A 22,624-nucleotide genomic window follows, 5' to 3' on the forward strand; every position below is an offset into this window, starting at 1 on the left:
ATCGCCATGCAGTCATCAACGAAATGAAAGGCAGACCTATGCAGCGGCTGTATCGGAAACGCATCGTTCTGGGCGTCGGCGGCGGCATTGCTGCCTACAAGAGCGCCGAGCTGGTTCGCCGCCTGATCGACCAGGGCGCTGAAGTGCGCGTGGTCATGACCCGTGGCGGCAGCGAATTCATTACCCCGCTGACCATGCAGGCCCTGTCCGGGCACCCGGTCCACCTGGACCTGCTGGACCCGGCGGCCGAAGCCGCAATGGGCCACATCGAACTGGCCAAATGGGCCGATCTGGTATTGATCGCCCCCGCCACTGCGGACCTGATCGCTCGCCTGGCCCAAGGCATTGCCGACGACCTGCTGACCACGCTGGTGCTGGCCACCGACGCGGTAGTCGCCGTGGCGCCGGCGATGAATCAGGCCATGTGGCGCGACCCGGCGACCCAGGCCAACCTGCAAACCCTCGAAAGCCGCAACTTCAAAGTCTTCGGCCCGGCCTCCGGCAGCCAGGCCTGCGGCGACGTCGGCATGGGCCGCATGCTCGAAGCCACCGACCTCGCCCAGTGCGCGGCAGACTGCTTCCAGCGTCAGGCGCTGACCGGTAAACACGTGCTGATCACCGCCGGCCCGACCCAGGAAAACATCGACCCGGTGCGCTACATCACCAACCACAGCTCCGGCAAAATGGGCTTTGCCCTGGCCGAGGCAGCGGTGGAAGCCGGCGCCCGCGTGACCCTGATCACCGGCCCGGTGCACCTGCCGACTCCGGATCGCGTCACGCGCATCGACGTGGTCAGCGCCCGGGACATGCTCGCCGCTTGTGAAGCCGCGATTCCTTGCGACCTGTTCATCGCCTCGGCAGCGGTCGCGGACTACCGTCCGGAAGTCGTGGCCCCACAGAAACTCAAGAAAGACCCTACAAGCGGCGACGGCTTGTTGCTACAGATGGTGCGCAACCCAGACATTCTGGCCACCATCGCCACCCGTCCCGACCGTCCGTTCAGTGTCGGCTTTGCCGCCGAAACCGAACACCTGCTCGACTACGCTGCCCGCAAGTTGAAAGACAAGAACCTCGATCTGATCGTCGCCAACGACGTCGCCAACCCGAGTATTGGCTTCAACAGCGAAGAAAACGCCTGCAGCGTGATCGACCGGGAATTGCACGCCACTATTTTTGCCCAGACCAGCAAAGGCAAGATTGCCCGCCAGCTGATCACTTTTATCGCCGAACGTCTGAACCAGGTTTAATTTACATGCACGCTTTGCAAGCCAAGATCCTCGACCCACGCATCGGCACCGAATTTCCGCTGCCGCAGTACGCCACGCCCGGCTCCGCCGGCCTCGACCTGCGCGCCATGCTGGAAAAAGACACTGTCATCAAGCCGGGCGAAACCCTGCTGATCCCTACCGGCCTGTCGGTGTACATCGGCGATCCGGGCCTGGCAGCATTGATTCTGCCGCGCTCGGGTCTGGGCCATAAGCACGGCATCGTACTGGGCAACCTGGTCGGCCTGATCGACTCCGATTACCAGGGCCCGCTGATGGTGTCGTGCTGGAACCGTGGCCAGACCGATTTCAACATCGTTGTCGGCGAACGCCTGGCCCAATTGGTGCTGGTACCGGTGGTTCAAGCGCATTTTGAAATGGTCGAAGAGTTCGTCGAAACCCAGCGCGGCACCGGCGGGTTCGGCCACTCCGGCAGCCACTGATCATCGGCATTCAGGCTGGGAGCACTGCCTGGCCTGACCTGCCCTCTGCATTTTAAGGATGAAAATTGCACAGACGTCATCTGGAAGGTTTACCACTGGAAATCAAGGCATTGGCCGGCCAATTGCTCGCCGATGTTGATGGCATGGCCTTTTCACACCACGAACTCTCGGTGGAAAACACCGTCATACCCTTCAGTTTGAGCCTGCCGACGAGTTTTTCGCCGGCAGGTCCAGCCACTTTCAAGATGGAGCATTCCTACAGATGAGCACCCCAGCCCAAGTCGCACCCAAGTTCCCCGACAGCATCTTCCGCGCCTACGACATTCGTGGCACCGTCCCGGAATTCTTGAACGCTGAAACGGCTTATTGGCTCGGCCGCGCCATCGGCTCCCAGAGCCTGGCCCAGGGCGAACCCAATGTGTCCGTCGGCCGCGACGGTCGCCTGTCCGGCCCGGAACTGGTGGAACAACTGATTCAGGGCCTGGCCGACAGCGGTTGCCACGTCAGCGACGTCGGCCTGGTGCCAACGCCAGCGCTGTACTACGCCGCCAACGTACTGGCCGGCAAATCCGGGGTGATGCTCACCGGCAGCCACAACCCGTCGAACTACAACGGCTTCAAGATCGTCATTGCTGGCGATACCCTGGCCAACGAACAGATCCAGGCCCTGCACGACCGCCTCAAGACCAACAACCTGAGCAGCGGCAAGGGCAGCATCACCAAGGTCGAGATTCTCGACCGCTACAACACCGAAATCGTCCAGGACATCAAACTCGCCCGCCGCCTGAAAGTGGTGGTCGATTGCGGTAACGGCGCGGCCGGCGTGATTGCCCCGCAACTGATCGAAGCCCTGAACTGCGAAGTCATCCCGCTGTTCTGCGATGTCGATGGCAACTTCCCGAACCATCACCCGGACCCGGGCAAGCTGGAAAACCTGGTAGACCTGATCGCCAAGGTCAAGGAAACCAACGCCGACCTGGGCCTGGCCTTCGACGGCGATGGCGACCGCGTGGGCGTGGTCACCAACACCGGTAGCGTTGTGTTCCCGGACCGCCTGCTGATGCTGTTCGCCAAAGATGTGGTAGCGCGCAACCCCGACGCGGAAATCATCTTCGACGTCAAATGCACCCGCCGCCTGATCCCGCTGATCAAGGAATATGGCGGTCGTCCGCTGATGTGGAAAACAGGTCACTCGCTGATCAAAAAGAAAATGAAACAATCCGGCGCCCTGTTGGCCGGCGAAATGAGCGGGCATATCTTCTTCAAGGAGCGCTGGTTCGGTTTCGACGACGGCATTTACAGCGCCGCGCGGCTGCTGGAGATCCTCAGCAAAGAGAAATCCACCGCGGAAGAGTTGTTCGCGACCTTCCCGAACGATATTTCTACGCCGGAAATCAATATCCATGTGACCGAAGAGAGCAAATTCAGCATCATTGATGCACTGCATGACGCACAGTGGGGTGAAGGCGCCGACCTGACCACCATTGACGGCGTGCGAGTCGACTATGCCAAAGGCTGGGGCCTGGTTCGCGCCTCCAACACCACACCGGTGCTGGTGCTGCGCTTCGAGGCCGATGACGAGGCTGAATTGCAGCGCATCAAGGATGTATTCCACGTCCAGCTGAAGCGCGTTGCACCTGATCTCCAACTACCGTTTTGATCTATTGAAGCACCCGGAGCCCTGAATGACCCTCGAACGCGAAGCCGCCGCCAACACCGCCAAGGTCCTGTCCGAAGCGCTGCCTTACATTCGCCGCTATGTCGGCAAGACGCTGGTGATCAAATACGGCGGCAACGCGATGGAAAGCGAGGAGCTGAAAACCGGCTTCGCCCGTGACATCGTGCTGATGAAAGCCGTCGGCATCAACCCGGTGGTGGTTCACGGCGGCGGCCCGCAAATCGGCGACCTGCTCAAGCGACTCTCGATCGAGAGCCACTTTGTCGATGGCATGCGCGTCACCGACGCCGCGACCATGGACGTGGTGGAAATGGTCCTCGGCGGCCAGGTCAACAAGGACATCGTCAACCTGATCAACCGTCACGGCGGCAGCGCCATCGGCCTGACTGGTAAAGACGCCGAGCTGATTCGCGCGAAGAAGCTCACCGTCACCCGCCAGACCCCTGAGATGACCCAGCCGGAAATCATCGACATCGGCCACGTCGGCGAAGTGGTCGGGATCAACACCGACCTGCTGAACCTGCTGGTCAAAGGCGATTTCATTCCGGTGATCGCGCCGATCGGCGTCGGTGCCAACGGCGAGTCGTACAACATCAACGCCGATCTGGTGGCCGGTAAAGTGGCCGAGGCTCTGAAAGCTGAGAAGCTGATGCTGCTGACCAACATTGCCGGCCTGATGGACAAGAGCGGCAAGGTCCTGACTGGCCTGAGCACCCAGCAAGTCGACGATCTGATCGCCGACGGCACCATTTACGGCGGCATGCTGCCGAAGATCCGTTGCGCACTGGAAGCGGTACAGGGTGGCGTGGGCAGCTCGCTGATCATTGATGGTCGGGTGCCAAATGCAATTCTGCTGGAAATCTTCACCGACACCGGTGTGGGTACGCTGATCAGCAATCGCAAGCGTCCCTGATTCAAAACCTTAAAAAGATCGCAGCCTTCGGCAGCACCTACGGATTTCGGATGTACGAAAAACCTGTAGGAGCTGACGAAGTCTGCGATCTTTTTTATGCGCGCCGGAAATGCCTGACCTGATTGGGCGAAACGTCCGACTTCACGAAGAAAGCAATCTGCATAGGATCTTCTCTGAATCCACAGGAGGTCTACCCATGCAAAAAGACTACGTCCCTTACGGCAGCGATGTTTCACCTGGCACCTATGCCTGTGTCGATTGCGGTCACGAATACTCGAATCAGGGCAAAACATCGATGCCGCCCTGCCCGCAACTCCGCAAAACCGCACACACCCGTCATGGCTGGAGAATTCTGACTGGCCAGGGCGATGCTGTGGCTGATCCGTACCCGGAGAAAACCAATAAACCCACCGGGATCAAAAAGGCCGAGACATTCAGCAGCACCAGCAAAAAATAAAGCTGGGGGACTGGGCCATACATAAACAAAAGACCCCGCTCAGCTTGCTGAGCGGGGTCTTTTGCTGCCTGCGACCCCTGTGGAAACGTGGTTACACGCCGAACTGGGCGCGGTAGGCTTCAACCGCAGGCAAATGTTGCTTGAGCTGCGGATCGTCAGCCAGGAACTCCAGCACCTGGTTCAGCGAAACGATGCTGATCACTGGAATGCCGAAGTCACGTTCCACTTCCTGGATGGCCGACAATTCACCATTGCCACGTTCCTGACGGTTCAGGGCGATCAGCACACCGGCAGCTTTGGCGCCGTCCTGGGAAGCGATGATCTGCATCACTTCCCGGATGGCGGTGCCCGCGGTGATCACGTCGTCGATGATCAGCACGTCACCGGTCAATGGCGCGCCGACCAGGCTGCCGCCTTCGCCATGGGCCTTGGCTTCCTTGCGGTTGAAGCACCATGGCAGGTCACGGTCGTGATGTTCGGCCAGCGCCACGGCGGTGGCTGCCGCCAACGGGATGCCTTTGTAGGCCGGGCCGAACAGTACGTCGAAGGAAATACCGCTCTCGACGATGGCTGCCGCGTAGAAACGGCCCAACTGCGCCAGGGCCTTCCCTGAGTTGAACAGGCCGGCATTGAAGAAGTATGGACTGGTGCGCCCGGACTTCAGGGTGAACTCACCGAAGCGCAAAACGCCGCGATCGATGGCAAAACGAATGAAATCGCGTTGATACGCTTGCATGAAAAAAACCCCAAATACCACGGATTTAGCTAATTAGGTAGACGCCGTGTATCATACCCGCACGCGATTTTTGGGGCCACTTATGCGGATCATCAGTGTGAACGTCAATGGTATTCAGGCTGCAGTCGAGCGTGGTTTGCTCAGTTGGCTGCAAGCACAGAATGCCGACGTCATCTGCCTGCAGGACACCCGCGCCTCCGCCTTTGAACTGGACGATCCAGCCTTCCAACTGGATGGCTACTTCCTTTATGCCTGCGAAGCCGAAGTTCCCGCCCAAGGTGGCGTGGCTTTGTACTCGCGGTTGCAACCGAAGGCTGTCATCAGCGGTCTCGGCTTCGAGACGGCCGACCGCTACGGGCGCTACCTGCAAGCCGATTTCGACAAGGTCAGCATCGCGACCTTGCTGCTCCCTTCGGGGCAGAATGGCGATGAAGACTTGAACCAGAAGTTCAAGCTAATGGACGACTTCGCCCGTTATCTGGATAAACAGCGACGCAAACGTCGCGAGTACATTTATTGTGGCTCGCTGTACGTGGCGCAACAGAAGCTGGATATCAAGAACTGGCGCGACAGCCAGCAATCCCCGGGCTTCCTGGCGCCTGAGCGTGCCTGGATGGACGAGATTGTCGGCAACATGGGTTATGTCGACGCCCTGCGGGAAGTCAGCCGCGAAGGCGACCAGTACAGCTGGTGGCCGGACAACGAACAGGCCGAGATGCTCAACCTGGGCTGGCGTTTCGACTACCAGTTGCTGACCCCTGGCCTGCGCCGCTTCGTACGCAGCGCACGCCTGCCACGTCAGCCACGGTTCTCGCAGCACGCACCGCTGATCGTGGACTACGACTGGACGCTGACCATCTAAGCGTCTTTTCGCAGATGCAAAAAAGCCGACATCGCTGTCGGCTTTTTTGTGCGCGCTGATTTTTACTGCCTGTTATTTGATCAACCGCCAGGTGAAGGGATAGCGGTAAGGCACCCCGTCATTGGCCTTGAGCCCGGCAATGATGCACAGCACCATCGCCCCGATCAGGACCAGCGGCAGCAGCGCAAAACCGATCAACACCAGCATCAGCACGTAACAGATGCCCGAGACCAGGGCCACGGTGATCTGAAAGTTCAGCGCTTCTTTGCCTTGGGCATCGATGAACGGGTCGGCTTCACGCTTCCACTGCCAGAGTATCAGCGGCCCGATCAGGTGACCGAACGGAAACCAGACACCGAGAAACGCCGAGAGGTGACAAAACATCGCCCACTGGCGAGCCTCGGAGCTCGGGGTGGGAAGCAACTGCTGTTCATCACTCATGGCGCTCTCCTTTGCCGGACATCAACACAATCAGTCAGCCAGTGCAGCCTTCTGCAGTTCGAAAATCTCGATCATGCCTTTCTTCGCCAGTGCCAGCATCGCGTTCAGCTCTTCCGGCTGGAACGGTGCGCCTTCGGCGGTGCCCTGGACTTCGATGAAACCACCAGTGCTGGTCATCACCACGTTGAGGTCAGTCTCGGCAGCCGAGTCTTCCAGGTAGTCGAGGTCAAGCACAGGTTCGCCCTGATACATGCCCACCGAAACGGCAGCGATCATTTGCTTGAGCGGGTCGCCACCTTTGAGGCCGCCGCGCTTCTTGATCACTTTCAAGGCATCGACCAGTGCAACCATGGCGCCGGTGATGGACGCGGTGCGGGTGCCGCCATCAGCCTGGATCACATCGCAGTCGACGTACAAGGTGACGTCGCCCAGCTTGGACATGTCCAGCGCAGCGCGCAGGGAACGACCGATCAGACGCTGGATTTCCAGAGTGCGGCCGCCTTGCTTGCCGCGGCTCGCCTCACGCTGGTTACGCTCGCCAGTGGCGCGCGGCAGCATGCCGTATTCAGCGGTCAACCAGCCCTGGCCCTGCCCCTTGAGGAAACGCGGCACGCCGTTCTCGACGCTGACGGTGCAGATGACCTTGGTATCACCGAACTCGACCAGTACAGATCCCTCGGCGTGTTTGGTGTAGTTGCGGGTAATGCGGATCGAGCGGAGCTGATCGGCAGCGCGACCACTTGGACGTTTCATAGGGATTACCTGTACGGGGGACGGAAAACTGCCGAGCATTATAGAGCCGTGGGCCGCGAGTGGGCACTTCTAAAAAAATCACCCGACGATTGAAGGCTCTGAATAGAGCGTAGCCGACGGCCTGCAGCTCATTGTCACCGCGTGTGATTGGGCGCATCCGCCCCACTGCGCTACAATCCTGCGCCTTTGCTGCCTGTCGGCTTTAATTCACAGATAGCGGGTCCGCGAACCATGGGTTACGCGCCGACCTGCATTGCGAGGTACCTCCATGGTGCACAGCATGACCGCCTTCGCCCGCGTCGAGAAAGCCGGCGTCCAGGGCACCCTGAGCTGGGAGCTGCGCTCGGTCAACAGCCGCTACCTGGAACCCCATCTGCGCCTGCCGGAATCTTTCCGCGACCTCGAGGGCGCCGTCCGCGAAGCCCTGCGCCAGGGAATTTCCCGGGGCAAGCTCGAATGCACCCTGCGTTTCACCGAAGAAAGCACTGGCAAACCACTGCAAGTGGACCGCGAGCGCGCCGCGCAATTGGTCGCTGCCGCCGAGACCGTCGCCAGCCTGATCAAGAACCCTGCCGCGCTGAACCCGCTGGAAGTCCTGGCCTGGCCCGGCGTGCTGGTGGCCGACGCCGCCGACCCGCAAGCGCTGAATGCCGAAGCCATGGCGCTGTTCAACCAAGGCCTGAAAGAACTCAAGGCCGGCCGCGAGCGCGAAGGCGCGGAGCTGGCGCGGTTGATCAACGAACGCCTGACGTCCATCGAAGAAGATGTGGTGATCCTGCGTGAGCTGGTCCCGCAGATGCTCGCCACGCAGCGTCAGAAAGTCCTCGACCGCTTCACCGACATGAAGGCCGACCTCGACCCGCAGCGCCTGGAGCAGGAAATGGTCATGCTCGCGCAAAAGAGCGACGTCGCCGAAGAACTGGATCGCCTGAGCACTCACATCATCGAAGTTCGCCGGGTGCTCAAATCCGGCGGCGCTGCCGGTCGACGCCTGGATTTCCTGATGCAGGAGCTCAACCGCGAAGCCAACACACTGGGCTCCAAAGCCTTCGACCCGCGCAGCACCCAAGCGGCGGTCAACCTCAAGGTGTTGATCGAGCAGATGCGCGAACAAGTACAGAATATTGAGTAAGGCAAACCTGACATGACCCACAGTACCGGCACCCTGTACATCATTTCCGCACCTTCGGGTGCGGGCAAGAGCAGCCTGGTCAAAGCCCTGACCGATGCTGACCAGGAGATCCGCGTCTCGGTCTCCCACACCACCCGCGCCATGCGCCCTGGTGAAGTGAACGGCGTGAACTATCACTTCGTCGAACGTAGCGAGTTCGTGAAGATGATCGAGCACGGAGATTTCCTCGAGCGCGCCGAAGTGTTCGGCAATCTCTATGGCACTTCGCAAAGCCACCTGCAGCAGACCCTGGATGAAGGCCACGACCTGATTCTGGAAATTGACTGGCAGGGTGCAGAGCAAGTGCGCAAGTTGATGCCCCAGGCCCGCTCGATCTTCATTCTGCCGCCGTCCCTGGAGGCCTTGCACCAGCGCCTGACCAATCGCGGCCAGGACAGTGACGAGATCATCGAAGGCCGGATGCGCGAAGCCGTCAGCGAGATGAGCCATTACGTCGACTACGATTACCTGATCATCAACGACAATTTCGCCCACGCACTGGACGATCTGAAGGCGATTTTCCGCGCCAATCAGCTACATCAGAAGCGTCAGCAGCAGCGTCATGGCAAATTATTGGCTGAATTGCTCGGCTAATCAGCTCTTCCCAAAACCGCTGCAAGGGCTTTACATTGGTGCTTATAGCGCGTTGAAGAGCCTGGTCAAAAAATCAGCGCTTCCCTAATCGCTGGTGATTTTTTAAACTGTTGAGTCCGCTCGCCCAACCGGGCAGCGCGCATATTGCATTCGCTCCGAGGAATACCATGGCCCGCGTAACCGTTGAAGACTGCCTAGAACACGTGGAAAACCGCTTTGAGCTGGTCATGCTCTCTACCAAGCGTGCCCGTCAACTGGCCACTGGTGGCAAAGAGCCCCTGGTTCAGTGGGAAAACGACAAGCCTACAGTTGTAGCGCTGCGTGAAATCGCTGAAGGCCTGATGAGCTACGAGTTCATCGCCAACGCTGAAATCGTCGAAGACGAACCGCTGTTCGCAGCGTTCGAGGACGAGTCCAACGAGGCAGTATAAGCCATGCCTGGTCGACGTAGCACGGCGCGGGGTCATAGCAAACGGCAGGTGTCATCATGCCGAGCATAGACGCCCTCGCCGATCGCTTATCGACCTACCTCGGCAAGGACCAGGTCAACCTGGTCCGCCGAGCGTACTTCTACGCCGAACAAGCCCACGACGGTCAACGCCGCCGCAGCGGTGAGGCGTACGTCACGCATCCTCTTGCGGTGGCGAATATTCTTGCCGACATGCACATGGACCATCAGAGCTTGATGGCTGCAATGCTGCATGACGTGATCGAAGACACCGGTATTGCCAAGGAAGCGCTGCAAGCGCAGTTCGGCGAAACCGTGGCCGAACTGGTCGACGGGGTCAGCAAACTGACCCAGATGAACTTCGAGACCAAAGCCGAAGCCCAGGCCGAAAACTTCCAGAAAATGGCCATGGCCATGGCACGCGACATTCGAGTGATCCTGGTCAAGCTGGCCGACCGCCTGCACAACATGCGCACCCTGGAAGTGCTGTCCGGCGAAAAGCGCCGGCGGATCGCCAAGGAAACCCTGGAAATCTATGCGCCCATCGCCAACCGGCTGGGCATGCACGCCATCCGCATAGAATTCGAAGACCTCGGCTTCAAGGCCATGCACCCGATGCGTTCCGCGCGGATCAACCAGGCGGTCAAGCGCGCCCGGGGCAACCGCAAGGAAATCGTCAACAAGATCGAAGAGTCCCTCAGCCACTGCCTGGCCATCGACGGCATCCAGGGCGAGGTCAGCGGTCGTCAGAAACACCTCTACGGCATCTACAAGAAAATGCGCGGCAAGCGTCGGGCCTTCAACGAGATCATGGACGTGTATGCGTTCCGGATCATCGTCGACAAGGTCGACACCTGCTACCGCGTGCTGGGTGCTGTGCATAATTTGTACAAACCGTTGCCGGGGCGCTTCAAGGATTACATCGCGATTCCCAAGGCCAACGGCTACCAGTCGCTGCACACCACGCTGTTCGGCATGCACGGTGTACCGATCGAGATCCAGATCCGCACCCGTGAAATGGAAGAGATGGCCAACAACGGCATCGCCGCCCATTGGCTGTACAAATCCAGCGGCGACGAACAGCCCAAAGGCACTCATGCCCGCGCCCGCCAGTGGGTCAAAGGCGTGCTGGAGATGCAGCAACGGGCCGGCAACTCGCTGGAATTCATCGAGAGCGTGAAGATCGACCTGTTCCCGGACGAGGTCTACGTGTTCACGCCCAAGGGCCGGATCATGGAGCTTCCAAAAGGCTCCACGGCAGTCGACTTCGCTTATGCGGTGCACACCGATGTGGGCAACAGCTGCATTGCCTGCCGGATCAACCGTCGTCTCGCGCCGCTGTCCGAACCGCTGCAAAGCGGCTCCACGGTCGAGATCGTCAGCGCCCCCGGCGCACGGCCGAACCCGGCATGGCTCAACTTCGTGGTCACCGGCAAGGCGCGGACCCACATCCGCCATGCGCTTAAGCTGCAACGCCGCTCCGAATCCATCAGCCTCGGCGAACGCCTGCTGAACAAGGTGCTCAACGGCTTCGACAGCTCGCTGGAAAAAGTCCCGGCCGAGCGTGTGCAGTTGATGCTCCACGAATATCGCCTGGAACTGATCGAAGACCTGCTCGAAGACATCGGCCTGGGCAATCGCATGGCTTACGTAGTCGCCCGCCGCCTGCTCGGCGAAGGCGAGCAGCTGCCAAGCCCGGAAGGTCCGCTGGCCATTCGCGGCACCGAAGGCCTGGTGCTCAGTTACGCCAAGTGCTGCACGCCGATCCCGGGCGACCCGATCGTTGGCCATCTGTCCGCCGGCAAAGGGATGGTGGTGCACCTGGACAACTGCCGCAACATCAGCGAAATCCGCCACAACCCGGAAAAATGCATCCAGCTCTCGTGGGCCAAGGATGTCACCGGCGAATTCAACGTCGAGCTGCGCGTCGAACTGGAACACCAGCGCGGCCTGATCGCCCTGCTGGCCAGCAGTGTCAACGCGGCCGACGGCAATATCGAAAAAATCAGCATGGACGAACGCGACGGTCGTATCAGCGTGGTCCAACTGGTGGTCAGCGTGCACGACCGCGTGCACCTGGCCCGCGTGATCAAGAAACTGCGCGCCCTGACCGGGGTCATCCGCATCACCCGCATGCGTGCGTAGCCCACCCTTCACAAGGAGTCATACATGACCAAGACCGTTATCAACAGCGACAAGGCCCCGGCCGCCATCGGTACTTACTCCCAGGCGATCAAGGCTGGCAACACCGTGTACATGTCGGGTCAGATTCCTCTGGACCCAAAAACCATGGAATTGGTCGAAGGCTTCGAAGCCCAGACCGTCCAGGTGTTCGAGAACCTCAAAGCCGTGGCTGAAGCCGCTGGCGGTTCGTTCAAGGACATCGTCAAACTGAACATTTTCCTCACTGACCTGAGCCACTTCGCCAAGGTCAACGAGATCATGGGCAAGTACTTCGACCAGCCTTACCCAGCCCGCGCCGCCATCGGTGTTGCAGCCCTGCCAAAGGGTTCGCAGGTTGAAATGGATGCCATTCTGGTCATCGAGTAATGTGTCCGGCGCAACCTTGCGAGGCTGCGCCGACTGATCTTGTACAAAGGGTTCTGAAAGGATTCCATCATGCGCCATGCGCTAGCTCTCTCGCTGGTCGCCCTACTCCTGGGCGGATGTGCCAGCAACCCTGCCGACCGTGATATCAGCGGCACCTGGATCAATCAGGCGGCGATCGATTCAGCCTCCAAAGGCGGCTCCCTGCGTGAAGCGCTCCAGGCCTATGGCCCGAACCTGGAATGGGATGTCAACACCAGAGCAGGTCAGGCGCGCTACACCAATGGTTTTGAAAACGTCGAAGGCAAGCTGCTGGGCGAAGAATCCGGCGCCTGGAAAGTCGATTTTTATGGCAGTTCCGCCAGCGAGCTGAAGCGTGATGGCAAGCAACTGCACCAAGTCGCCAGCGAAAACGAACCAGAGCAGCTTTTCGACCGCGCCCAGATCCAGGTCCCGGACGGAGCACCAATCGGTGCCAGCTTCGAGCGCGCGCTGTACTCGGCCTACATGGGCGGCAGCTGGAAAATCATCAGCGGTCCAGGTGAAGGTGGCACTGTGCAGTTTCAGGCCGACGGCCAAGTGTCCGGCCTGCCCGGCGCCGACCGTTACGCCCTGTGCCTGACCGGCGATTGCGCATCGATGAGCATCGGCAACGACAACATCTGGCTGCAACTCAATGGCCAAGGCAATACCTGGATCTTCGCCCGCAAAGGCAAGGAACTGGAGCTATTTCAGGCCGTGAACACCGCCTTGGCGGACGAGATGCCGCAGTTTGCACCCGGCGAGCGCAAGTGGTTGCTCAAAAAGCAGTAACCCGGCCCTAAGGCCAACGCAAAACCCATTGTAGGAGCGAGGCTTGCCCGCGAAGACGGTGTAACAATCAACGTTGATGTTGGATGTTACGACGTCTTCGCGGGCAAGCCTCGCTCCTACAATATTGATGGGCCCGGAAATTAGCAGCGACCTTCAAGAATCGCGGCATAGCCCTCGCGGAAACTCGAATACTTCGGCGTCCAACCCAACGCCTTCGCCCGAGCATTGCTGCAGCGCTTGCTGCCGGCACGACGCACACTGGCATCCTCGGCCCATTCGGTAACGCCCAGATACTCACGCAACCAGCCCACCACCTCGGCCATTGGCGCAGGCGCATCATCGACACCTATATAGGCATCATCCAGCGCCACTCCACGCCGATCCGCCTCAAGCAGGAACGCCAGCAACCCCGCCGCGTCGTCGACGTGAATCCGATTGGCGTACAGCGGCGGATCGATCGCCACGCGATAACCGCGACGAACCTGAGTCAGCAGCCACTCTCGACCTGGACCATAAATACCGGTCAGACGCACGATGCTGGCCGGGATGCCGCTATCACGCGCTACTTGCTCGGCCTCCAGCATCACACGCCCTGAATAGCCAGCCGCCACGGTCGGCGAATTCTCGTCGACCCACTCACCCTCTTGCTGGCCGTAAACACTGCTGCTGGAAACGAATAGCAGCCGATTGGGCACTTGCCCGTAGTCGCCCAGCCATTCCAGCACGTGCTGCAAACCCTGAACATAAGCGGCGCGGTATCCGGCCTCATCGTGATCGGTAGCCGCCGCGCAATACACCAGGTAATCCACCGCCCCGATTGGCCAGGTCGCCGGGCAGTCTTTATTGAACAAGTCACCGGCAACGCCAATCACCCCTTGGGGTAGGCGTGAGACGTCACGCCGCAAGCCGTGAACCTCCCACCCCGAATTCAACAATTGCGTAGCCAGACGGCTGCCGACATCACCGCAGCCGGCGATCAAAACAGAAGGCGCGGACATCAGAAGACTCCCTCAAGAAAGGTACAGACTAGCGCCCGAAATGGATGGACAGCTAGCAATGGAAGAAAAAAAGAGACGCTATTACTTTTGTTAACAAGAATTAATTGCAATAATGCCAGCCACTTTTGTTCTCGGCCTTACGAGGCCTGGAAGAACACTTACCGTCTTTTCCTCTCAGGTCCGGCCAGCATGACACGCAATCAACTCTCCGCTTCGCCAACCAAACGACCTCGCGCCTGGAGCGCGGTAGCCGCCCTGCTGCTCAGCCTGATGCTGGCGCCGACCGCCGCATTCGCTACTGAAACTTCTGTTCCCGCAGCCACCAACGTGCCAGCTGCTCATGCCACGCCTGACGTACCGAGAAACCCCGACGGCAGTGTCGATACTTCATCACTGCCGCCAGAAGTGCAAAAGGCTTTGGCTGAATTCGGTGAACAGACAAAGCTGATGGAAAAGCAGCTGGAAGAAGGTAACTCCCTGGGCATGGCCCACGACCTGTCGCCATGGGGCATGTACCAGAACGCCGATATTATCGTGAAGATCGTGATGATCGGCCTGGCCATCGCCTCGATCATCACCTGGACCATCTGGATCGCCAAGGGCTTCGAGTTGATCGGCGCCAAGCGTCGTCTGCGCGTTGAAATCACCCACCTGAAAAAAGCCGCCACCCTTAAGGAAGCCAGCACAACGGCGGCCAAGGAAGGCACCCTGGCCAACCTGCTGGTCCATGACGCGCTGGAAGAAATGCGCCTGTCGGCCAACAGCCGCGAGAAAGAAGGCATCAAGGAACGCGTGAGCTTCCGCCTTGAGCGCCTCGTCGCAGCCTGCGGTCGCAACATGAGCAGCGGCACCGGCGTGCTGGCCACCATTGGTTCTACCGCGCCGTTCGTCGGCCTGTTCGGTACCGTATGGGGCATCATGAACAGCTTCATCGGCATCGCCAAAACCCAGACCACCAACCTCGCCGTCGTGGCCCCCGGCATCGCCGAAGCCCTGCTGGCGACCGCGCTGGGTCTGGTTGCAGCGATTCCTGCGGTGGTCATCTACAACGTCTTCGCCCGCTCCATTGCCGGTTACAAGGCACAAGTGTCCGACGCCTCGGCGGAAGTCCTGCTGCTGGTCAGCCGCGACCTCGACCACCAGCCGCCCGAGCGCAGCTCGCAACCGCACATGGTGAAAGTGGGGTAATCGGCCATGGGCCTGCATTTGAAAGAAGGCGCAGACGACGATCTGGCCGAGAACCACGAAATCAACGTCACGCCGTTCATCGACGTGATGCTGGTGCTGTTGATCATCTTCATGGTGGCGGCACCGCTGGCCACCGTGGACATCAAGGTCGACCTGCCCGCCTCCACCGCCAAACCGGCGCCGCGGCCAGAGAAGCCGGTGTTCCTCAGCGTCAAGGCTGACCAGCGCCTGTTCCTCGGCGAAGACGAAGTGAAGGCCGAAGCCCTCGGCGCCACACTCGACGCCAAGACCCAGGGCAAGAAAGACACGACGATCTTCTTCCAGGCCGATAAAGGCGTGGATTACGGTGACCTGATGAGCGTGATGGACGCCCTGCGCGCCGCCGGCTACCTGAAGGTCGGTCTGGTCGGACTCGAGACGGCAGCCAAAAAATGATCAACACGCGCCAAAAGCTGACGCGTTACAGCGGTAGCCTGGCCGTGGTGCTGGGCGTCCATGCGCTGGCCATTGCGCTGGCGCTGAACTGGACGTCACGCCCGCCGATCGAGCTGCCGCCGCAAGCGATGATGGTCGAGCTAGCGCCGATGCCGGCCCCGCCACCGCCCGCACCGCCGAAGGTGATCACGCCGCCACAGCCACCGGCACCGGTGGAAGAACTGCCGATTCCAAAACTCGCTGAAGCGCCGAAGGCCGAGATTGCCGTGCCGAAACCGGTCAAACCCAAGCCGAAGCCGCAACCGCCCAAGCCTGTGGAGAAAAAGCCGGAGCCACCGAAGGAAAAGCCTTCCGAGGAGAAGCCTAGCGACACGCAGCCAACCCAGGCGCCGACGGAGAAATCCGCTCAGCCGGCTCCCGGTCCATCACCGGCACAGCAAGCGGCTAAAGCTAACTGGCAAGGAACCCTGCTCGCGCACTTGGCCAAGTACAAAGAGTACCCGGCCAGTGCACGGATGCGAGGCAAGGAAGGTTTGAATCGCCTGCGCTTCGTGGTAGATGCCGAAGGTAACGTGTTGTCATTTGAACTGGTGGACCGCTCGGGCACTGCCGACCTGGACCGGGCCACACTGCAAATGATCCGCCGCGCCCAACCGCTGCCCAAGCCACCGGCCGACATGCTGAACAACGGCACCATCGAAATCACTGCACCGTTTGTTTACTCGCTGGAAAAACGCCGACGCTGAAACACCGCCGCTCCCACAGGTTCTTCGGCAGCCACAAAACCTATAAAAAGGCACCGAAAGGTGCCTTTTTGCATATCTGGAAACGGCAAACCTGCATTGCCCAGTGTCACTTAGCACACTCAGTCTGATAACGTGCGTCTATCGATTGCAGCCGGTATGCTTGGCCCGCAACTTCATGGACGCTTGCTATGACTCTCACAGAATTACGCTACATCGTTACCCTCGCCCAAGAGCAGCACTTCGGCCACGCAGCCGAGCGTTGCCACGTCAGCCAGCCGACCCTGTCGGTGGGCGTGAAAAAGCTTGAAGACGAACTCGGTGTGCTGATTTTCGAGCGCAGCAAGAGCGCCGTGCGCCTGACCCCGGTCGGCGAAGGCATTGTTGCCCAGGCACAGAAAGTCCTGGAACAGGCCCAAGGCATCCGCGAACTGGCCCAGGCCGGCAAGAACCAGCTGACCGCCCCATTGAAAGTCGGCGCGATCTACACCGTCGGCCCGTACCTGTTCCCGCACCTGATTCCACAATTGCACCGGGTCGCCCCGCAGATGCCGTTGTACATCGAAGAAAACTTCACCCACGTGCTGCGCGACAAACTGCGCAACGGCGAGCTCGACGCGATCATCATCGCCCTGCCGTTCAACGAAGCCGATGTACTGACTCTGCAGCTCTACGACGAGCCGTTCTACGTCCTGATGCCGGCCCAGCACCCGTGGACGCAAAAAGAATCCATCGACGCCGCCCTGCTCAACGACAAGAGCCTGCTGCTGCTCGGCGAAGGCCACTGCTTCCGCGATCAAGTGCTTGAGGCCTGCCCGACCCTGGCCAAAGGCAACGACGGCGCCAAACACACCACGGTGGAATCCAGCTCTTTGGAAACCATCCGCCACATGGTCGCCTCTGGCCTGGGCATTTCGATCCTGCCGCTGTCGGCGGTGGACAGCCACCACTACGCCCCGGGCGTGATCGAAGTGCGTCCATTGAGTGCGCCGGTGCCGTTCCGCACCGTAGCCATCGCCTGGCGCGCGAGCTTCCCGCGGCCCAAGGCGATTGAAATCCTCGCCGACTCCATTCGCCTGTGCTCGGTGGCCAAGCCGCCAGCGCCGGTGGTGGCCGGTTAAGTCGCTGTCATGACCGAGTTGTCGCAAGTGTCGGTGACGGCACTCAAGGGTGTCGGCGAAGCCATGGCCGAGAAACTCGCCAAGGTCGGCCTGGAGAATCTCCAGGACGTGCTGTTCCACCTGCCGTTGCGCTATCAGGACCGCACTCGCGTGGTCCCGATCGGCCATTTGCGACCCGGGCAAGACGCGGTGATCGAAGGCACCGTCAGCGGCGCCGACGTGGTCATGGGCCGGCGCCGCAGCCTGGTTGTCCGTCTGCAGGACGGCACCGGCGGGCTCAGCCTACGCTTCTACCATTTCAGCAACGCCCAGAAAGAAGGCCTCAAACGCGGCACGCGTATTCGCTGCTACGGCGAAGCCCGGCCCGGTGCCTCGGGGCTGGAGATCTACCACCCCGAATACCGCGCCATTACCGGCGACGAACCGCCGCCGGTGGATGAGACCCTGACCCCGGTCTACCCGCTCACCGAAGGCCTGACCCAGCAGCGTTTGCGCCAATTGTGCATGCAAACCCTGACCCTGCTCGGCCCCAGCAGCCTGCCCGACTGGCTACCGACCGAACTGGCCCGGGACTATCAACTGGCGCCGCTGGCCGATGCGATCCGCTACCTGCATCACCCGCCCGCCGATGCCGACGTCGACGAACTCGCCCTCGGTCATCACTGGGCCCAGCATCGTCTGGCCTTCGAAGAACTGCTGACCCATCAACTGTCCCAGCAGCGCCTGCGCGAAAGCATGCGTGCCCTGCGCGCGCCGGCCATGCCCAAAGCCACGAAACTGCCACAACAGTATCTGGCCAACCTCGGCTTCACCCCGACCGGCGCCCAGCAACGGGTCGGCAACGAAATCGCTTACGACCTCAGCCAGCACGAACCGATGCTGCGGCTGATTCAGGGCGACGTTGGCGCGGGCAAAACCGTGGTCGCCGCCCTCGCCGCGCTTCAGGCGCTGGAAGCGGGTTATCAGGTCGCACTGATGGCGCCCACCGAAATCCTCGCCGAGCAGCACTTCATCACCTTCAAGCGCTGGCTCGAACCGCTGGGCATCGAAGTTGCGTGGCTGGCGGGCAAGCTCAAAGGCAAAAACCGCGTGGCCGCGCTGGAGCAGATCGCGGGCGGCGCACCGATGGTGGTCGGCACCCACGCGTTGTTCCAGGACGAAGTGCAGTTCAAGAACCTGGCACTGGCGATCATCGACGAACAGCACCGCTTCGGCGTGCAGCAGCGCCTGGCTCTGCGGCAGAAAGGCGTCGGCGGGCGGATGTGTCCGCACCAGCTGATCATGACCGCCACGCCGATCCCCCGGACGCTGGCCATGAGCGCCTACGCCGACCTCGACACCTCGATCCTCGACGAACTGCCGCCCGGCCGTACCCCGGTGAACACGGTGCTGGTCACCGACACCCGGCGCGTTGAAGTGATCGAACGGGTGCGCGGCGCTTGTGCCGAGGGCCGTCAGGCCTATTGGGTGTGCACGCTGATCGAAGAGTCGGAAGAGCTGACCTGCCAGGCCGCCGAAACCACACACGAAGACCTCACCGCCGCCCTCGGCGAGTTGAAGGTCGGCTTGATCCACGGCCGCATGAAGCCCGCCGAAAAAGCTGCCGTCATGGCCGAATTCAAGGCCGGCAACCTGCAACTGCTGGTCGCCACCACCGTGATCGAAGTTGGCGTGGACGTGCCCAACGCCAGCCTGATGATCATCGAAAACCCTGAACGCCTTGGCCTCGCACAATTGCACCAGTTGCGTGGCCGCGTCGGCCGGGGCAGCGCCGTCAGCCATTGCGTGCTGCTCTACCATCCACCGCTGTCGCAGATCGGCCGTCAGCGGCTGGGCATCATGCGCGAAACCAACGACGGTTTTGTCATCGCCGAAAAAGACCTCGAGCTGCGCGGCCCCGGCGAAATGCTCGGCACACGCCAGACCGGCCTGCTGCAATTCAAGGTCGCGGACCTGATGCGCGACGCCGACTTGCTGCCCGCCGTACGCGACGCCGCTCAGGCTTTGCTCGAGCGCTGGCCGGATCACGTCAGCCCGCTGCTCGACCGCTGGCTACGCCATGGGCAGCAATACGGCCAAGTGTGAGCACTGTCGCAGTTTCTGGACCCTGGCCGTAAACAAGCTGGTTATACTCCTGCAATTGTTTGAAAACGGATACAGACCATGACAGAAGCTGCCCTCGCCCCTGAAACCCCGCACGCTCCGTCTGTTATTCGGCTGCTGCTCGGCAAACTGGGCATCGCCTACCAGGAAGTCCTAGACCATCACGGCCTGAACGCCGCGCGTAAAGTGCAGGCGGTTTTGCTGGACGATGCCGTCGGCGCGCTCATGGTGCTGTTTCCGCAAAGCCAATTGCTCGACCTCAACCGCCTCGCCGAACTCACCGGCCGCCGGTTGACCGCCGTATCCACCGAACGCTTGGTAAAAATGCTAGGCAAACACAGCCTGAGCCTGCTGCCCGGCCTGCCGGCGCTCACCAGTTCGCCGTGCCTGTATGACGAAAGCCTGCTGCGCGAGCCTAAGTTGCTGATCAACTCAGGCGAGCCAGGCGTGCTGCTGGAAATCACCAGCGAAGATTTCAAAACCATGCTCACCAAGGCCAGCGCCGGCAACTTCGGCGAAGCCGTGCACAGCATCCGCCCGAACCTCGACCGCCCCGACGATGACCGCGAGGAAATCACCCAGGCCGTGCAAGCGTTCACCGCGCGGCGCATTCAGCAACGCCTGGAAGCGACCATCGAGATTCCGCCGCTGGCCGAAACCGCGCAAAAAATCATCAAACTGCGGGTCGACCCCAACGCCACCATCGACGACATCACCGGCGTGGTCGAAACCGACCCAGCCCTGGCCGCCCAAGTCGTCAGCTGGGCAGCGTCGCCGTACTACGCCTCGCCGGGCAAGATTCGTTCAGTGGAAGACGCCATCGTCCGCGTGCTGGGTTTCGACCTGGTGATCAACCTGGCGCTGGGCCTGGCCCTGGGCAAAACCCTGAGCCTGCCCAAAGACCACCCGCAACACACCACGCCGTACTGGCAGCAATCGATCTACACCGCCGCCGTCATCGAAGGCCTGACCCGCGCCATGCCCCGCGCCCAGCGCCCGGAAGCCGGCCTGACCTACCTCGCCGGCCTGCTGCACAACTTCGGCTACTTGCTGCTGGCCCACGTCTTCCCGCCGCACTTCTCGCTGATCTGCCGCCACCTGGAGGTCAACCCGCACCTGTGCCACAGCTATGTGGAACAACACCTGCTGGGCATCAGCCGCGAACAGATCGGCTCATGGCTGATGCGCTACTGGGACATGCCCGAAGAACTGGCCACCGCCCTGCGCTTCCAGCACGACCCGAGCTACGACGGCGACTACGCGGAATACCCGAACCTCGTGTGTTTGGCGGTGCGTTTGCTGCGTAGTCGCGGGATTGGCTCTGGTCCGGATGAAGACATTCCGGATGCCTTGCTGGAGCGTGTGGGGCTGACTCGCGACAAAGCCAACGACGTCGTGAGTAAAGTCCTCGAAGCTGAAGTCCTGCTGCGCGAACTGGCTTCGCAATTCAGCCAGGCCTAAAAGCATCGCGGGCAAGCCTCATTCCTACAGATCACCGAAACCCTGTAGGAGCGAGGCTTGCCCGCGAAGAATCCAACTCGGTCTAAGCCAGGTAGCGCACAACAAACCCAGTAGTCGGCTCCGGAATGGAGATCAGATAGCCGCAAATAACGATGCGGTTGTCCGCCATCACGGCGCAACCCCGGAACAAATCGATACCTTTTTCATCGTTCCGATCTACCCATCCTTTACCCGCAAACGTCACATCCAGAGAGCCGTCAGAGGTATAACGCGCTGTCGTGACCGAACTGTTTTCGTCAAGGAATGCGTCTCCCCCCTGCCCACTGACAACCAGCTTTCCATCAGCCTGCAGGACGCAACGCCGCCACGAAACACCATGCTCAGTGAAGTTGGAGAACAGCGGTTTACCGTTATTAAAGACAAGATTGAAACTGCCGCTGACGTTTAGCGAGACGACCAACCCTTCGCGCAGGCCCTCTGCCTCCGCAGCCCCCACTGCTACAACCCCACCGTCAGCCTTCAAGGCCATTGAGACAAGATCGAGCCATCGACTGCTGTCGGTGATTGTCACAACACCGATCTTGTCGTCGCCATAGCTTTCATCAACGCTGCCATCTTGGTGATAGCGAATTACATAAGCATCAGGCCGTTCACCTGAGGCCTCTCTACTGAAATCACCACAGACCAGAACTTTGCCGTCCTGTTGGACGGCGACACCATAAGCGTAATTCCAGTTGTGATTAATGCCCGGAAGTTCGACTAATACAAAGCCTTTGCCATTAAGCGTCTTGTCCAGTGAGCCATCAGTATTCAGGCGCACTACAATTCCCCTCAAGTAGTCGAAGGCGAACATAACAGTGCTGACCAGGACAATTTTTCCATCCTGCTGACCGACGGCCACTATCCCGACATCGCCCGCACTTACCGACGATTTCTCTGCCTTCTTTTCGTCATGGCGGCGGGTAACAAAACTAGCACCGGGATTGGCGCGAGAATCGATAAGGTCATAAACATTGAGGGTGACCTTGCCGTCTTTATCAACACCGAAGGTAGAATCCAGCTCACCATTCTGAAGTTGGCGAACGACCGCGAGATCAACTTTACCGTCCGAGTGTTCTACGGTGCCGGTGATCAGCCATCCGCCATTTTCCGAAGGCCGCAGATGGCGCGCAGAAAATGACGACCCATCCTTGAATGGGACATCGACGGTTCCCCCTGGCCCAAATTGCAAATCAAGCGAGCCATCCTCATTCAGCCTTGCCACCTTTGTTGGAGAATTCTCTGATGGTGGAGCGTTGAAAAGAAGCAGTAATTTTTTGTCGGATAATGGAAGAACCGAATTAGCAAATCTGCCAGCAATCCCTTCGAAAGGCAGTTCAACAAGACCAGTTTTATTAAAGGTTTTATCTTGAAATTCCGTGGATTTATTGCGTTGTGCTTGAGTCATGACCGCG

Annotated in this window: 23 protein-coding genes and 1 pseudogene; 19 read left to right on the forward strand and 5 right to left on the reverse strand. The window is 60.3% G+C overall.

The annotated features are described in order from the left end of the window. Window positions 1-38 precede the first annotated feature (38 nt). The 6 genes and pseudogenes from coaBC (at window position 39) to AF70_RS17705 (ending at window position 4,756) form a co-directional block, all read left to right on the forward strand. Window positions 39-1,247: a bifunctional phosphopantothenoylcysteine decarboxylase/phosphopantothenate--cysteine ligase CoaBC gene (coaBC, locus tag AF70_RS17680; protein WP_019580469.1), complete on the forward strand. Its 1,209-nt coding sequence runs from the start codon at window positions 39-41 to the stop codon at window positions 1,245-1,247. A 5-nt stretch (window positions 1,248-1,252) separates the two neighbouring features. Next, the gene (dut, locus tag AF70_RS17685; RefSeq protein ID WP_019580468.1) at window positions 1,253-1,708 is read left to right on the forward strand and encodes a dUTP diphosphatase; all 456 of its coding nucleotides are present in this window, start codon (window positions 1,253-1,255) and stop codon (window positions 1,706-1,708) included. 65 nt (window positions 1,709-1,773) lie between these two features. Continuing rightward, window positions 1,774-1,974, forward strand: a complete 201-nt coding sequence (locus AF70_RS17690; RefSeq protein WP_019580467.1) for a hypothetical protein — start codon at window positions 1,774-1,776, stop codon at window positions 1,972-1,974. Between the two features lie 17 nt (window positions 1,975-1,991). Further along, a pseudogene (locus AF70_RS17695) lies at window positions 1,992-3,368 on the forward strand (phosphomannomutase/phosphoglucomutase); the annotation flags it as partial. Between the two features lie 25 nt (window positions 3,369-3,393). Beyond that, a complete protein-coding gene (argB, locus tag AF70_RS17700; RefSeq protein WP_018927486.1) occupies window positions 3,394-4,299 on the forward strand; it encodes an acetylglutamate kinase in 906 nt (301 codons plus the stop codon). 196 nt (window positions 4,300-4,495) lie between these two features. Next, window positions 4,496-4,756 carry a hypothetical protein gene (locus tag AF70_RS17705; RefSeq protein WP_019580466.1) on the forward strand — a complete coding sequence of 87 codons (261 nt, stop codon included), beginning with the start codon at window positions 4,496-4,498 and terminating at the stop codon, window positions 4,754-4,756. Window positions 4,757-4,847: 91 nt separating this feature from the next. On the opposite strand, the gene pyrE is transcribed toward AF70_RS17705, so the two are convergent. After that, window positions 4,848-5,492, reverse strand: coding sequence for an orotate phosphoribosyltransferase (gene pyrE / locus AF70_RS17710; RefSeq protein WP_018927484.1), 645 nt, complete (start codon window positions 5,490-5,492; stop codon window positions 4,848-4,850). Between the two features lie 82 nt (window positions 5,493-5,574). Between pyrE and AF70_RS17715 the strand changes: the two genes are divergently transcribed. Further along, entirely contained in the window at window positions 5,575-6,354 is a 780-nt protein-coding gene (locus tag AF70_RS17715) for an exodeoxyribonuclease III (RefSeq protein ID WP_007934608.1), read from the forward strand. A 72-nt stretch (window positions 6,355-6,426) separates the two neighbouring features. On the opposite strand, the gene AF70_RS17720 is transcribed toward AF70_RS17715, so the two are convergent. Beyond that, complete coding sequence (locus AF70_RS17720; protein WP_018927483.1) at window positions 6,427-6,795, reverse strand: DUF4870 domain-containing protein; 369 nt, start codon at window positions 6,793-6,795, stop codon at window positions 6,427-6,429. A 30-nt stretch (window positions 6,796-6,825) separates the two neighbouring features. Beyond that, window positions 6,826-7,548 carry a ribonuclease PH gene (gene rph, locus AF70_RS17725; protein ID WP_007934600.1) on the reverse strand — a complete coding sequence of 241 codons (723 nt, stop codon included), beginning with the start codon at window positions 7,546-7,548 and terminating at the stop codon, window positions 6,826-6,828. A 268-nt stretch (window positions 7,549-7,816) separates the two neighbouring features. Here rph and AF70_RS17730 point away from each other — a divergent pair, with 268 nt between their 5' ends. From AF70_RS17730 to AF70_RS17755, 6 genes are all read left to right on the forward strand, one after another. Then, window positions 7,817-8,680 (forward strand): YicC/YloC family endoribonuclease, encoded by an 864-nt coding sequence (locus AF70_RS17730; RefSeq protein WP_018927482.1) that lies wholly within the window; start codon window positions 7,817-7,819, stop codon window positions 8,678-8,680. Window positions 8,681-8,692: 12 nt separating this feature from the next. After that, a complete protein-coding gene (gene gmk / locus AF70_RS17735) occupies window positions 8,693-9,313 on the forward strand; it encodes a guanylate kinase (protein WP_018927481.1) in 621 nt (206 codons plus the stop codon). Window positions 9,314-9,480: 167 nt separating this feature from the next. Next, window positions 9,481-9,744 (forward strand): DNA-directed RNA polymerase subunit omega, encoded by a 264-nt coding sequence (rpoZ, locus tag AF70_RS17740; RefSeq protein WP_003177259.1) that lies wholly within the window; start codon window positions 9,481-9,483, stop codon window positions 9,742-9,744. Between the two features lie 56 nt (window positions 9,745-9,800). After that, window positions 9,801-11,906 carry a bifunctional GTP diphosphokinase/guanosine-3',5'-bis pyrophosphate 3'-pyrophosphohydrolase gene (gene spoT, locus AF70_RS17745; RefSeq protein ID WP_007934594.1) on the forward strand — a complete coding sequence of 702 codons (2,106 nt, stop codon included), beginning with the start codon at window positions 9,801-9,803 and terminating at the stop codon, window positions 11,904-11,906. A gap of 24 nt (window positions 11,907-11,930) precedes the next feature. Then, window positions 11,931-12,311 carry a RidA family protein gene (locus tag AF70_RS17750; RefSeq protein WP_003177257.1) on the forward strand — a complete coding sequence of 127 codons (381 nt, stop codon included), beginning with the start codon at window positions 11,931-11,933 and terminating at the stop codon, window positions 12,309-12,311. 69 nt (window positions 12,312-12,380) lie between these two features. Next, window positions 12,381-13,121, forward strand: a complete 741-nt coding sequence (locus tag AF70_RS17755) for a hypothetical protein (protein WP_019580464.1) — start codon at window positions 12,381-12,383, stop codon at window positions 13,119-13,121. 140 nt (window positions 13,122-13,261) lie between these two features. On the opposite strand, the gene AF70_RS17760 is transcribed toward AF70_RS17755, so the two are convergent. Beyond that, the gene (locus AF70_RS17760; RefSeq protein ID WP_028939149.1) at window positions 13,262-14,119 is read right to left on the reverse strand and encodes an SDR family oxidoreductase; all 858 of its coding nucleotides are present in this window, start codon (window positions 14,117-14,119) and stop codon (window positions 13,262-13,264) included. A gap of 189 nt (window positions 14,120-14,308) precedes the next feature. Between AF70_RS17760 and exbB the strand changes: the two genes are divergently transcribed. The 6 genes from exbB to AF70_RS17790 all read left to right on the forward strand — a co-directional run bounded on the left by exbB (window position 14,309) and on the right by AF70_RS17790 (window position 21,170). Then, window positions 14,309-15,307 carry a tonB-system energizer ExbB gene (gene exbB / locus AF70_RS17765; protein WP_028939150.1) on the forward strand — a complete coding sequence of 333 codons (999 nt, stop codon included), beginning with the start codon at window positions 14,309-14,311 and terminating at the stop codon, window positions 15,305-15,307. 6 nt (window positions 15,308-15,313) lie between these two features. Further along, window positions 15,314-15,742 (forward strand): TonB system transport protein ExbD, encoded by a 429-nt coding sequence (exbD, locus tag AF70_RS17770; protein WP_019580461.1) that lies wholly within the window; start codon window positions 15,314-15,316, stop codon window positions 15,740-15,742. Further along, window positions 15,739-16,488 (forward strand): energy transducer TonB, encoded by a 750-nt coding sequence (locus AF70_RS17775; protein ID WP_019580460.1) that lies wholly within the window; start codon window positions 15,739-15,741, stop codon window positions 16,486-16,488. The genes exbD and AF70_RS17775 overlap by 4 nt, the downstream gene beginning before the upstream one ends. 188 nt (window positions 16,489-16,676) lie before the next feature. Continuing rightward, entirely contained in the window at window positions 16,677-17,606 is a 930-nt protein-coding gene (locus AF70_RS17780; RefSeq protein ID WP_008007618.1) for a hydrogen peroxide-inducible genes activator, read from the forward strand. A 9-nt stretch (window positions 17,607-17,615) separates the two neighbouring features. Then, window positions 17,616-19,691 (forward strand): ATP-dependent DNA helicase RecG, encoded by a 2,076-nt coding sequence (gene recG, locus AF70_RS17785; protein WP_018927475.1) that lies wholly within the window; start codon window positions 17,616-17,618, stop codon window positions 19,689-19,691. Window positions 19,692-19,769: 78 nt separating this feature from the next. After that, window positions 19,770-21,170: an aminoacyl-tRNA deacylase and HDOD domain-containing protein gene (locus AF70_RS17790; protein WP_028939151.1), complete on the forward strand. Its 1,401-nt coding sequence runs from the start codon at window positions 19,770-19,772 to the stop codon at window positions 21,168-21,170. A gap of 82 nt (window positions 21,171-21,252) precedes the next feature. Here AF70_RS17790 and AF70_RS17795 read toward each other — a convergent pair whose 3' ends face one another. Further along, entirely contained in the window at window positions 21,253-22,617 is a 1,365-nt protein-coding gene (locus AF70_RS17795; protein WP_028939152.1) for a hypothetical protein, read from the reverse strand. Window positions 22,618-22,624: the final 7 nt, after the last annotated feature.

Origin of the sequence: Pseudomonas sp. KD5, assembly GCF_012932895.1 — a bacterium.
In the GTDB taxonomy this organism is placed as follows: domain Bacteria; phylum Pseudomonadota; class Gammaproteobacteria; order Pseudomonadales; family Pseudomonadaceae; genus Aquipseudomonas.